The sequence below is a fragment of the Streptomyces sp. NPDC001717 genome (genome assembly GCF_042892775.1).
In the GTDB taxonomy this organism is placed as follows: domain Bacteria; phylum Actinomycetota; class Actinomycetes; order Streptomycetales; family Streptomycetaceae; genus Streptomyces.
Map to the genome: position 1 here is coordinate 143516 of NZ_JBIAUK010000012.1, position 12782 is coordinate 156297.

Consider the following 12782-nt stretch of genomic DNA (forward strand, 5'->3'; position numbering starts at 1 on the left):
TGCCCCGATATCTGACACCATTCCCCCGGGGGCGTCGTTCAGCGGGCGAGCGATGCTCATTGGGAGTGAGCTTGCGACCAGGGGACGGATGGGACCGCGCTGTGCGGGGCTACGAAAGCCAGGAGAGCCATCAGGCCGAGGCCGACCATCTCTCGCGCTTCGAGGCCGAGATGGAGCGGCTGAAGAAGGAGCGCGGGAAGGCCGTCCAGCACGCTGAGGACCTGGGGTACCAGGTCGAGGTGCTGCGCGCCAAGCTCCACGAGGTGCGACGGGCCCTGGCGTCCCGACCCGCCTACGACGGCGCGGACATGGGCTACCAGGCGGAGCAACTGCTCCGCAACGCCCAGATCCAGGCCGACCAGATGCGCTCCGACGCCGAGCGCGAGCTCCGCGACGCCCGGGCCCAGACCCAGCGCATCCTCCAGGAGCACGCCGAGCACCAGGCCCGGCTCCAGGCGGAGCTGCACGCCGAGGCCGTCAACCGCCGCCAGCGGCTGGACCAGGAGCTCAACGAGCGCCGCCAGACCGTCGAGGCGCACGTCAACGAGAACGTGGCGTGGGCCGAGCAGCTCCGCGCCCGTACGGAGTCCCAGGCGCGCAGGCTCCTGGAGGAGTCCCGCGCCGAGGCCGAGCAGTCCCTGAACGCCGCACGCGCCGAGGCCGCCCGCGTCGCCGAGGAGACCCGGCGCCGGATCGCCGCCGACGCGGAAGCCGCGCGCGCGGAGACCGAGGCCACGCTGCTGCGCGCCCGCAAGGAGGCCGAGCGGCTGCTGACCGCCGCCTCCACGCAGGCCCAGGAGGCCACCGAGCACGCGGAGCGGCTGCGCTCCACCACCTCCGCCGAGGCCGAGCAGACCCGGCAGCAGACCCTCGACCTCGGCCGGGTGGCCGAGGCGCGGGCCCAGGAGGCCGATGCCGCGCTGCGCGGAGCCCGGGCCGAGGCCGAGAAGCTCCTCGCCGAGGCCAAGGAGAGCGCGGCCCGCCAGCTCTCGTCGGCGGAGTCCGTCAACGAGCAGCGCACCCGCACCGCCAAGGAGCAGGTCGCCCGGCTGGTCGGCGAGGCCACCAAGGAGGCCGAGACCCTCAAGGCGGAGGCCGAGCACACCCTGGCCGATGCCCGCGCGGAGGCCGAGCGGCTGCGCACCGAGGCCGGGGAGCTGGCCCGTACGGCCGCCGCCGAGGACATGGCGGCGCAGCTGGCGAAGGCCGCCCGCACCGCCGAGGACGTGCTGAACAAGGCCTCGGAGGACGCCCGGGCCACCACCCGCGCCGCGTCCGAGGAGGCCGAGCGGATCCGTCGCGAGGCCGAGGCGGAGGCCGACCGGCTGCGCCTCCAGGCCGCGGCGACGGCCGATGAGCTCAAGGGCGCCGCGAAGGACGACACCGAGGAGTACCGCGCCCGCACGGTCGAGCTCCAGGAGGAGGCCCGCAGGCTGCGCGGCGAGGCCGAGCAGCTGCGCGCGGAGGCCGTCGCCGAGGGCGAGCGGATCCGCGGCGAGGCCCGCCGCGAGGCGGTCCAGCAGATCGAGGAGGCGGCCCGGACCGCCGAAGAGCTGCTCGGCAAGGCCAAGGCGGACGCGGACGAGCTGCGCGGCGGGGCGACCGCCGAGAGCGAGCGGGTCCGCGCCGAGGCCGTCGAGCGTGCCGGCACGCTGCGCAGGCAGGCCGAGGAGACCCTGGAGCGGACCCGCGCCGAGGCGGAGCGGATGCGCTCCGAGGCCGAGGAGCAGGCGCAGGCCGCGCTGGCCGAGGCGGAGGCGGCGGCCCTCGCACGGCGCGAGGAGACCGAGCAGTCCCTGGCCGCGAAGCGCGCGGAGGCCGACGAGGAGCTCGTACGGCTGCACACGGAGGCCGAGGGCCGGCTGGCCACGGCCGAGCAGACGCTGCGCGACGCCCGCGCGGCGGCGGAGAACATCCGCCGGGAGACGGCCGAGGAGTCCGACCGGCTCCGCGCCGAGTCCGCGGAGCGCATCCGCACGCTCCAGACGCAGTCGGAGGCCGAGGCAGACCAGCTGCGCACCGACGCCGCGGACGACGCGGGCCGGGTGCGCGCCGAGGCCGAGCAGGTCGCCGTACGGCTGCGCAGCGAGGCCGAGACCGAGGCCGAGCGGGTGCGCACCGAGGCGCAGGAGACCGCGGACCGGCTGCGCGCCGAGGCGAAGGCGGCGGCCGAGCGGGTCGCCGAGGAGGCCGCGGAGGCGCTGGCCGCCGCGCAGGAGGAGGCCGCCCGGCGCCGCCGGGAGTCCGAGGAGACCCTTGCCTCGGCGCGGACCGACGCGGACAGCGAGCGGGCCCAGGCCCGCGAGCAGAGCGAGGAACTGCTGGCGCAGGCGCGCAAGCGCTCCGAGGAGGCGCAGGCCGAGGCGGTCTGGCTGACCGAGGAGGCCGAGCGGCGCGCGTCGGAGGTCGTGTCGGCGGCGGAGGCCACCGCACAGCAGGTGCGCGACGCCGTGGCCGGTCTGCACGAGCAGGCCGAGGAAGAGGTCAGCGGGCTGCGCAGTGCCGCCGAGCACGCGGCGGAGCGTACGAAGACGGAGGCCGAGGAAGAGGCCGAGCGGGTCCGCGCCGACGCGTACGCGGAGCGGGAGCGGGCCACCGAGGACGCCAACCGGATCCGCGGCGAGGCCCGCACCGAGACGGACGCGGCGAAGGCCCTGGCCGAGCGCACGGTCGCCGACGCGATCGCCGAGGCGGAGCAGCTGCGCAGCGACACGGCGGAGTACGCGCAGCGGGTGCGTACGGAGGCCACGGACGCGCTGGCCGCGTCCGAGCGGGACGCGGCCCGTACCCGGGCGGACGCCCGCGAGGACGCGAACCGGATCCGCGGCGAGGCGGCGGAGTCCCTGGAGGCGGCCCGCGCCGAGGGGGCCCGGATCACCGCCGAGGCCACCGCGGAGGCGGAGCGGCACACCGAGGAGACCCGCGCCGCGAACGCGGAGACCGTCGGCGAGGCGGCGGCGGAGGCCGAGCGGCTCACCCGCGAGGCCGCCGAGGCCGCGGACGCGACCCGCGCCGAGGCGGCGGCCACCCTGGACGAGGCCCGGGCCGAGGGCAACCGGCTGCGCACCGAGGCCGCCGAGCAGGCGGACCGGCTCATCACCGAGGCCACGGCCGAGGCCGAGCGCCTCACCGAGGAGACCCGCGCGGCCAACGAGGCCACCGTCGGCGAGGCCCAGGCCGCCGCGGAGGCACTGCGCACGAAGGCGGAACGACTCACGGCCCAGGCGGCCGAGGCGCTGGTATCGGCCGAGCGGGACGCGACGCGCGTGCTGGTCGACGCCCGTACCGAGGGCGACCGGCTGGTCGACGAGACGCGCGCGGCCAACGAGGCCACGGTCGCAGAGGCCGCGAAGGTCCTGGAGGACGCGCGGGCGGAGGGCGGCCGGATCATCGGCGAGGCCACCGCGGAGGCGGAGCGCGTCACGGCCGCGGCGAACGAGACCCTGGCGAGCGCCGAGCGGGAGTCCGAGCGGACCCTCGACGAGGCCCGCGCCGAGGCCAACCGGCTGCGCAGCGAGGCGGCCGAGCAGGCGGACCGGCTCATCACCGAAGCCGCTTCGGAGGCCGACAAGCTCACCGCGGAGACCGCCGCGGAAGCGGACCGGCTCACCGCCGAGACCCGCAAGGCGAACGAGCGGACCGTCGGCGAGGCCGCGAACGAGGCCGAGCGGCTGCGCGCGGAGGCAGCGGAGTCCCTGTCCTCGGCGCAGGAGCACGCCACCCGTACCCGGTCGGAGGCCGAGCGGGTCAAGGCGGAGGCGGCGACCGAGGCCGAGCGCATCCGAGGCGAGGCCCGCGACGAGTCCGAGCGGCTGCTGGACGAGGCGCGCGAGGCGGCCAACAAGCGCCGCAGCGAGGCCGCGGAGCAGGTCGACCGGCTCATCACGGAGGCCGCGGCGGAGGCGGACAAGCTCACCGCCGAGGCGGCGAAGCAGGCCCTGGCAGCCACCACGGGGGCCGAGGAGCAGGCCGACGCGATGGTCGACGCGGCCCGCAAGGAGGCCGCGCGGATCACCTCGGAGGCGACCGTCGAGGGCAACTCCCTGGTGGAGAAGGCCCGTACGGACGCCGACGAGCTGCTGGTCGGCGCGCGCTCGGACGCCGCGGCCATAAGGGAACGGGCGGAAGAGCTGCGCGGCCGCGTCGAGTCGGAGGTCGAGGAGCTGCACGAGCGGGCCCGCCGGGAGTCGGCCGAGCAGATGAAGTCGGCCGGTGAGCGCGTGGACAAGCTGGTGCGCGCGGCGACCGAGCAGAGCGTCGAGGCCGAGGCGAAGGCCAAGGCGCTGGTGTCGGACGCGAGCAGCGAGGCGAGCAAGGTGCGCATCGCCGCGGTGCGCAAGGCCGAGGCGCTGCTCAAGGAGGCCGAGACGAAGAAGGCGGAGCTGGCCCGGGAGGCGGAGAGCGCCCTGGCCGAGGCCAAGGCGGAGGCCGAGCGGCTCGTCGAGGAGGGCCGCCGTGAGTTGGAGGTCCTGGTGCGCAGGCGGCAGGACATTCAGGGTGAGATCTCCCGTGTCCAGGACGTTCTTGAGGCGTTGGAATCATTCGAGGCGCCTTCGGGCGGCGCGAAGCCGTCGATCGGCAGCCAGGGCTCGGGGGGAGCGAAGGCCGGCGCGACGGCGGGTTCCACTCGTTCGGGTGGGAAGTCGTCGGAGGGGTAGTCCGTGCGCGACGAGTGTGCTCCTGACGGTGGTTCAGGCGAACGAGTGACAAGCTTTCTGTCGCCTTGCCACTCAAAAGGGGTGTCATTGTCCAGATCAATCGCGGATTGACTCGAAGACACGCCGTCCTGGCGCCTAGGATTCCCCTAACACCTCACGCAGCACCTCATCGGTCTCATTCGACAGGAACCCCATGAGCGACCCTTCCTCCCCCTTCGGCTTCGAGCTCGTGCGGCGCGGTTACGACCGCGGTCAGGTGGACGACCGCATTACCAAGCTGGTCTCCGACCGCGACAGCGCCCTTGGACGTATCAACTCTCTGGAAAAGCGGATCGAGGAACTGCACCTCGAAACGCAGAACGCCCAGGCCCAGGTGAGCGACGCGGAGCCGTCGTACGCCGGCCTCGGCGCCCGGGTCGAGAAGATCCTGCGCCTGGCCGAGGAGGAGGCGAAGGACCTGCGCGAGGAGGCCCGTCGCGCGGCCGAGCAGCACCGTGAGCTCGCCGAGTCGGCTGCCCAGCAGGTGCGCAACGACGCCGAGTCGTTCGCCGCCGACCGCAAGTCGAAGGCCGAGGACGAGGGCGTCCGCATCGTCGAGAAGGCCAAGGGCGACGCCGCCACCCTGCGCGCCGAGGCGCAGAAGGACGCGGCTTCCAAGCGCGAAGAGGCCGACGCCCTGTTCGAGGAGACCCGCGCCAAGGCCGCCCAGGCCGCCGCGGACTTCGAGACCAACCTGGCCAAGCGCCGCGAGCAGTCCGAGCGCGACCTGGCTTCGCGTCAGGCGAAGGCGGAGAAGCGTCTCGCCGAGATCGAGCACCGCGCCGAGCAGCTGCGCCTGGAGGCCGAGAAGCTGCGTACGGACGCCGAGCGTCGGGCCCGCCAGACCGTGGAGACCGCGCAGCGCCAGGCCGAGGACATCGTCGCCGACGCGAACGCCAAGGCCGACCGCATCCGCAGCGAGTCGGAGCGCGAGCTGGCGGCGCTCACCAACCGCCGCGACTCGATCAACGCGCAGCTGACCAACGTCCGCGAGATGCTGGCGACGCTGACCGGTGCGGCCGTCGCGGCGGCCAACCCGATCGTCGACGACGAGCCCGTCTCCCGCGGCGTCCCGGCGCAGCAGACCCGCTGACGCCGCGTTCGCGGTTACCGGGCGGTACGGTTCGCCCGCTTCGCGACCAAAGCAGGGCCGTGCGTCACCTTTCGTAGGTGGCGTACGGCCCTTGGCCGTTCTAGCGTGGCCTGCATGATCGAGCTCGAGGGCCTCACCAAACGATTCGGCGCCAAGACCGCCGTGGACAACCTCAGCTTCCAGGTCAGACCGGGGGTGATCACCGGCTTCCTCGGCCCCAACGGGGCGGGCAAGTCCACGACCATGCGCATGATGCTCGACCTCGACAACCCGACCAGCGGTACGGTCCGGATCGACGGGAAGCACTACCGGGACCTGCCGGAGCCGCTGAAGTACATCGGGGCGCTGCTGGACGCGAAAGCCATGAACGGCGCTCGCAGCGCGTACAACAACCTTCTCTGCCTTGCCCAGTCGAACCGGATCCCCGAGCGGCGGGTCACGGAGGTCCTGGACCTGGTCGGACTGACGGCCGTGGCGAAGAAGAAGTCCAAAGGATTTTCGCTGGGCATGGGCCAGCGCCTCGGAATCGCCTCCGCGCTGCTGGGCGATCCGGAAATCCTCATGTTCGACGAACCCGTCAATGGTCTGGACCCGGAGGGAATTCTCTGGATCCGCAATCTGATGAAGGGTCTGGCGGCAGAGGGACGGACGATCTTCGTTTCCTCCCACCTGATGAGCGAAATGGCCCTGACCGCGGACCATTTGATCGTCATCGGCCAGGGAAAGCTGCTGGCGGACCTGTCGATGGCCGATTTCATTCAGCAGAACGCACGAAGTTACGTCCGACTCCGCTCTCCGCAGCAGGAGCAGCTGAAGGACGTCCTCCACGAGGCCGGGATCAGTTCCATCAGCGTCCCGGCCACCGGCGCGCTGGAGATCGACGGCGTGGAATCGGAACGGCTCGGCGAACTGGCGGCCCAGCACCGGATCGTCCTGCACGAACTCAGCCCGCAGCGGGCTTCACTCGAGGAAGCGTTCATGCGCATGACGGCGGACTCCGTCGAGTACCACGCCCACGCTCCGGGCGACCCCGGGCAGCCCGCCGCCCCGGGAGGCCCCGGCTCCAACCCGGCCAGGCCGGCCGACGTCCCCGCGTGGGGCGCCGGTTTCGAGACGACGCGCAAGGGCGGCGAGTGACCATGTCCTTCTCCGCCGTCCTCCGGTCCGAGTGGACCAAGATCCGCACCGTCGCCTCCACCACCTGGAGCCTGGCCTCCGCCGTGGTGGTCACCACGGGGATCAGCGCCCTGCTGTGCGTGTTCATCAACAGCAACTTCGAGGGCATGAAGCCCGAGGAGAAGGCCACCTTCGACCCGACGCTGACCAGCTTCGCCGGCATGAACCTCGGCCAGCTCGCAGTGATCGTCTTCGGGGTCCTGGTCGTCAGCAGCGAGTACAGCTCGGGAATGATCCGCACCTCGCTGGCCGCCGTGCCGAGGCGTGAGAGCTTCCTCGCGGCCAAGCTCCTCGTGGCCACCTCGCTGGCACTGGTCGCGGGCCTGATCACCAGCTTCCTGTCCTTCTTCCTCGGCCAGGCCATCCTGGGCGAGCGCGCCATCGGCATCGGCGAGCCGCACGTGCTGCGCGCGGTGATCGGCGCGGGCCTCTACATGGCCGTGCTCGCCCTGTTCTCCATGGGCGTCGCGACCATGCTGCGCAGCTCGGTCATGTCGCTCGGCATCCTGATGCCGTTCTTCTTCCTGGTGTCGAACATCCTGGGCGTCGTCTCCGCGACCCGGAAGGTCGCCCAGTACTTCCCGGACCAGGCCGGCTCCAAGATCATGCAGGTGGTCCCGGGCGCGATGGCCGGCGACGTCCCGCCCTACGGACCCTGGGGCGGCTTCGGGATCATGGTGCTGTGGGCGGTGGCCGCGGTACTCGGGGGCTACCTCGTCCTCAAGAAGAGGGACGCGTGAGCCCCGCCTCCGTCTGAAGGACTACGGGTGATCCCCGGGTCGGCCTCAGGGGCGGCTCGGGGATCGGCACGGGACGGAACCACGGGAAGCTCGTTATCCTCTTAAGCCTTACGCGGGCGAAAGTCGTCCCGGCCTGGTAAGGGGCAGTAAAGATGATCGAGGCAGTCGGCCTGACCAAGCGCTATGGCGCGAAGACCGCCGTCGACCAGCTGTCCTTCCAGGTCAAGCCGGGTCACGTCACCGGATTCCTGGGGCCCAACGGCTCCGGCAAGTCCACCACCATGCGCATGATCCTCGGCCTGGACCGACCCACGGCCGGCCGGGTCACCATCAACGGCCACCCCTTCCGGGAGCTGCCGAACGCCCAGCGCCACGTCGGGGCCCTGCTCGACGCCAAGGCCGTGCACGGCGGCCGCCGGGCGCGCAAGCACCTGCTGTCGATCGCCCAGCTCTCGGGGATCCCCGAGAAGCGGGTGGACGAGGTGCTGGCGGTGGTCGGCCTCCAGGACGTCTCCCAGGTGCGCACGAAGGGCTTCTCGCTCGGCATGGGCCAGCGGCTCGGCATCGCCACCGCCCTGCTCGGCGACCCCCAGGTACTGCTGTTCGACGAGCCGGTCAACGGCCTCGACCCCGAGGGCATCCTGTGGGTGCGCAACCTCATGAAGCGGCTCGCCGCCGAGGGCCGTACCGTCTTCGTCTCCTCGCACCTGATGAGCGAGATGGCGCTGACCGCCGACCACCTGATCGTCATCGGTCGGGGCCGACTGCTGGCCGACATGGGCACGCAGGAATTCATCACGCACAATTCGGCCGGATTCGCTCGGGTCCGCGCGGCCGACACCGACCCCGATGGCCGGGACGCACTGGGTGCGGCCCTGCGCGAGGCGGGCGGCCGGGTCCTCCAGGAGGCCGACGGGGCACTGCGCGTGACCGGCCTGGACCTCCCGCGCATCTCCGACCTCGCGCACGGGGCCGGCGTACGGCTGTGGGAGCTGTCACCGCACCGGGCCTCGCTGGAGGAGGCGTACATGCGGATGACCCAGTCCTCCGTGGAGTACACCTCCACCGAGGACCCCCGGGCAGAGCTGTGGGAGCCGGAGCCGCTCACGGTCCCGGCGTGGGAGGAGGACGCGGCCGCCCCGGAGGTCCCGCAGGCCGGGTTCTTCGCTCCCCCGCCGCCCGGAGCGGGCGGCCGGCCCTTCCTGATGCCGAGCAACCCCGGCGAGCTCGCCGGCGCCGTCAAGAACGACCCCGAGGACGCACGATGACCGCCCCGGCCACCTACAGCTCGCCGCTGCCGACACCGAAGCCGCATCTGGGGCACGCCCTGGCCTCGGAGTGGACCAAGATGGTCTCGGTCCGCTCCACCCTGTGGACGCTCGGGGCTCTCGTGGCGACCGTCGTCGGCATCGGGCTGCTCTTCGTCGTGCAGACCGTGGACCAGGACTACGCGAACATCTCCTTCACCACGCCGGCCCTCTTCGGCCTGCTGGTGGGGCAGCTCGCGGTGATGGTCCTCGGCGTGCTGACGATCACCTCGGAGCACGCCACCGGCCTCGCCCGGACCACCTTCACGGCCGCCCCCGACCGGCACCGCGTGCTCACTGCGAAGTACCTCGTCTTCGGCATCACGGCCTTCCTCACCACCGCGGGCTCCGTCTTCCTGGTCGGCATCGCCGCCGCCTTCGCCCACAACGGCTCCGCGGCCGGACCGCACGCGGCGGCCGAGTGGCTCGGCGCGATCGCGGGCTCCTTCTACGTGACCCTGCTCGGCGTGCTCGCACTGGCCGTCGGCGCACTGCTGCGGCACTCGGCCGGGGCGATCGCCGTGATGCTCGGCCTGGTCACGCTGCCGCCGGTGATAGGCGGGATGCTCAGCAGCTGGGAGGCGCTCCAGCCCGTCGGGGCGACGATCCTGCGGCACAACGCGCCGGTGGCCCTGATGAAGCTGTTCGGCATGCCGGCCGGGAGCGACATGGGCCCGCCGACCAGCGACTTCTCCCACTTGGTACTGATCCTGCTGGTCGCCGGCGCCGCCGTGACCGCCTCCTACGTGGCCGTCGGCCGCCGGGACGTCTAGCCGGCGTCAGTACCGGGGCGCGTTGCGGGACCGCTGCACCTTCGAGGTGCGGCGGTCCTTCGCGTTCCAGCAGGCCTTGTGCCAGTGGCGCCGGTCATCCACGCCGCCGTACTCCGGCCAGGCCACCAGGTGCGGGGTGCCGGAGGGGATCTCCTGGTCGCAGCCGGGGCAGCGGTAGCGCTTGCCCGCCGCACTGGCACCCGCGACGTGCCGCACCTTCCAGTCCTCGCCCAGGTACTCCTCGGTGCGCTCCAGCCCGTACCGGTCGAACCCGGTGCCGGTGCGTTCCTCCGGGGTCTCGCCGCCTCGGGGGCGGTTGTGGCGCGGTGACACGTATACCTCACGGATGAGCCGACGGCAGGGACTTTCTCCCAGACTACGCGCAGCGAGCCCCGGTACCCGCAGGGTGGTCGAGGAAGGCGGCCGCGCGACGGGAGATGGCCCGACAATCCCAATAACTTTCCTGTCAGCCCGTGCCTTTGGCACGTGTCAGACGTTGTTGCCATAGGAAGAACCGGTCCACCTGGGGGAGGCCGCGTCAGCCGCGAGGAGGCTAAAGGCGATGCGCGTAGGAGCGTTTGTACTGGCTGCCCAGTTCCCGGGCCAGGGACAGGGCGAGGCACTGCACCGGGCGGTGCGGACGGCGGAGGTGGCCGAGGAGGCCGGGCTCGACGCGGTCTGGCTCGCCGAGCACCACTTCGTCCCGTACGGGGTGTGTCCCTCGGCGGTGACCCTGGCCGCCCTGCTGCTGGGCCGGACCCGGCGGCTGCGGGTGGGCACGGCGGTGAGCGTACTGCCGAACGCGCACCCGGTGGCCCTCGGCGAGCAGGCGGCCCTGCTGCACCTGACCTCCGGGGGCCGGTTCACGCTCGGCGTCGGCCGCGGCGGGCCGTGGGTGGACCTGGAGGTCTTCGAGGGCGGGCTGGACTCGTACGAGAACGGTTTCCCGGAGGCGCTGGACCTGTTGCGGCGCTGGCTGACCGAGCCTCGCGTGGGAGCGGCCGGCGAGCGGTACGGCTTCCGCGAGGTGGCCGTCGTACCGCGCCCCTCGGAAGCGCTCGACGGGGACGGGACGGGACCGGAGGTCATCGTGGCGTGTACCTCGCCGGCCTCCGTCAGGCTCGCCGCGGAGCGGGGGCTGCCGATGCTGCTCGGCATGCACTGCGGGGACGAGGACAAGGCCGAGATGGTCGCGCTGTGGCGGCGCACCGCGCTGGCGGCGGGCCACTCCCGTGCCTTCGTGGCCGGCGCGGGCCATGTGTCCGCCGGGGTGTGCCAACTGGCGGACAGCACGGCCGACGCCCGTGAAACGCTGCTGAAATCGATGCCGGGCTGGTTGAAGCAGGGCCTGGACGCGCACGTGACGGTGGACGGCCGGAGCCGCTCGATGCGGGATCCCGTCGCGTACACGGAACTCCTGTGCGACCTGCACCCGGTGGGTACCCCGGCCCTGGCGGCGGACCGGCTGGCGGCCACGTCCGCCCGGACCGGCATCACGCGCTTCGCCCTCCTGACGGAGGGCTCCGGGGATCTCGCCGCGACGGAGGAGAACGTACGGCGCCTCGGCGCCGAGGTCCTGCCCCGTCTCGGCTGAGATCCGCCGGAGGCACGGGTGGTGCGGGTGGTGCGGGTGGGGCAGGTTGCGCGAATGGTGCGAGGTGTTGCGAGTGGTACGGGCTAGCAGTCGCGCAGTTCCGGCGACTGGTTGAGCAGCTGGCCCCGGATCGAAGTGAACTTGGCCAACCGGTCGTCCACCGAGGGATCAAGCGGGAACACCGCTACCCGGTGACAGTTCTGGAATGCCAGGCGCACTCCGAAGTGGCGCTGCAGGGCACCTCGTATCGCGTCACTCGCGAGAGCGCGCAGCAGCTGCCCACGCGCCTGCTCGTCCGGCGGCGGCGTCTGGTTGTCGGCGAACTCTCCGCCGTCCACTTTCAGCTGGGCCACCAGCGAGCTGATCATCTCCCATGCGTAGGGCAGGGAGGTCCGGACGCAGTCGACGAAGGCGGCTTCGTCGACCTCGCCTCGCTCGGCCTGTTCGAGTAGGGCCGGTGAGACGTCGAGCGACATGGGTTCTCCTCTCGCGGCCCCGGCCGATTGGGTTGCCGGAGCCTTACGGGCAGGGAAGGAGATCGCGACGCAGCGTGCACGCTCCGCAACCTCCCGCTCACCACGGTAGGCGCCCCATGGGTGACGCACCAGGAGAATGCGCATACAACGCGCCATCGGCGAAGGGGGCTTTCAGGGGCGAATCGCGTGGAGGCCTTCTCGTCGAGTAGCGTTGCCGACCATGCGTCTCGTCATTGCCCGCTGCTCCGTCGACTACGCGGGCCGGCTCACCGCCCATCTGCCCTCGGCACCCCGTCTGATCCTCGTGAAGGCTGACGGCAGTGTCTCGATCCACGCGGACGACCGGGCGTACAAACCGCTCAACTGGATGTCGCCTCCGTGCACCCTCAAGGAGGGGAGCGGCGACGAGGCCGGTGTCTGGACGGTCGTCAACAAGGCGGGCGAGAAGCTCATCATCACCATGGAGGAAGTCCTCCACGACTCCTCCCACGAGCTCGGCGTCGACCCCGGACTGATCAAGGACGGCGTGGAGGCACACCTCCAGGAGCTCCTCGCGGACCGCATCGAAACGCTGGGCGAGGGCTACACGCTGATCCGGCGCGAGTACATGACGGCCATCGGCCCGGTGGACATCCTGTGCCGGGACGCCTCCGGCGCGACCGTGGCCGTGGAGATCAAGCGGCGCGGCGAGATCGACGGCGTCGAGCAGCTGACCCGCTACCTGGAGCTGCTGAACCGCGACCCGCACCTGGCCCCGGTCCGGGGCGTGTTCGCGGCGCAGGAGATCAAGCCGCAGGCGAAGGTGCTGGCGACGGACCGCGGCATGGACTGCGTGGTGCTGGACTACGACGCCATGCGCGGCATCGAGGACGACAAGCTCCGCCTTTTCTGAGGCCGTTGCAGGACTGAGGCCGTTGCAGGACTGA

Annotated in this window: 10 protein-coding genes; 8 read left to right on the forward strand and 2 right to left on the reverse strand. The window is 72.2% G+C overall.

Translation table 11 applies throughout. From position 1 onward, the window contains the following. Positions 1-101: 101 nt before the first annotated feature. From scy to ACFYZL_RS20970, 6 genes are all read left to right on the forward strand, one after another. Entirely contained in the window at positions 102-4658 is a 4557-nt protein-coding gene (gene scy / locus ACFYZL_RS20945) for a polarized growth protein Scy (protein ID WP_384747028.1), read from the forward strand. 193 nt (positions 4659-4851) lie between these two features. After that, on the forward strand, positions 4852-5790 hold the full coding sequence (locus tag ACFYZL_RS20950) for a cellulose-binding protein (RefSeq protein ID WP_384747026.1): 939 nt from the start codon (positions 4852-4854) through the stop codon (positions 5788-5790). A 114-nt stretch (positions 5791-5904) separates the two neighbouring features. Continuing rightward, positions 5905-6927: an ABC transporter ATP-binding protein gene (locus tag ACFYZL_RS20955; RefSeq protein WP_384747024.1), complete on the forward strand. Its 1023-nt coding sequence runs from the start codon at positions 5905-5907 to the stop codon at positions 6925-6927. 2 nt (positions 6928-6929) lie between these two features. After that, on the forward strand, positions 6930-7706 hold the full coding sequence (locus tag ACFYZL_RS20960) for an ABC transporter permease subunit (protein ID WP_388680752.1): 777 nt from the start codon (positions 6930-6932) through the stop codon (positions 7704-7706). Between the two features lie 152 nt (positions 7707-7858). Next, the gene (locus tag ACFYZL_RS20965; RefSeq protein WP_384747020.1) at positions 7859-8974 is read left to right on the forward strand and encodes an ABC transporter ATP-binding protein; all 1116 of its coding nucleotides are present in this window, start codon (positions 7859-7861) and stop codon (positions 8972-8974) included. Next, complete coding sequence (locus ACFYZL_RS20970; RefSeq protein WP_388680755.1) at positions 8971-9786, forward strand: ABC transporter permease; 816 nt, start codon at positions 8971-8973, stop codon at positions 9784-9786. The genes ACFYZL_RS20965 and ACFYZL_RS20970 overlap by 4 nt, the downstream gene beginning before the upstream one ends. Before the next feature lie 6 nt (positions 9787-9792). Here the strand turns inward: ACFYZL_RS20970 and ACFYZL_RS20975 are convergent, their stop codons facing one another. Beyond that, positions 9793-10119: an ATP/GTP-binding protein gene (locus ACFYZL_RS20975; protein ID WP_384747016.1), complete on the reverse strand. Its 327-nt coding sequence runs from the start codon at positions 10117-10119 to the stop codon at positions 9793-9795. A gap of 229 nt (positions 10120-10348) precedes the next feature. Here ACFYZL_RS20975 and ACFYZL_RS20980 point away from each other — a divergent pair, with 229 nt between their 5' ends. Further along, positions 10349-11380: an LLM class flavin-dependent oxidoreductase gene (locus ACFYZL_RS20980; RefSeq protein WP_384747014.1), complete on the forward strand. Its 1032-nt coding sequence runs from the start codon at positions 10349-10351 to the stop codon at positions 11378-11380. A gap of 83 nt (positions 11381-11463) precedes the next feature. Here ACFYZL_RS20980 and ACFYZL_RS20985 read toward each other — a convergent pair whose 3' ends face one another. Next, positions 11464-11856 (reverse strand): SCO5389 family protein, encoded by a 393-nt coding sequence (locus ACFYZL_RS20985; protein WP_226724241.1) that lies wholly within the window; start codon positions 11854-11856, stop codon positions 11464-11466. A gap of 220 nt (positions 11857-12076) precedes the next feature. Here ACFYZL_RS20985 and nucS point away from each other — a divergent pair, with 220 nt between their 5' ends. Next, on the forward strand, positions 12077-12748 hold the full coding sequence (gene nucS / locus ACFYZL_RS20990; protein WP_384747012.1) for an endonuclease NucS: 672 nt from the start codon (positions 12077-12079) through the stop codon (positions 12746-12748). The last annotated feature ends 34 nt before the right edge of the window (positions 12749-12782 follow it).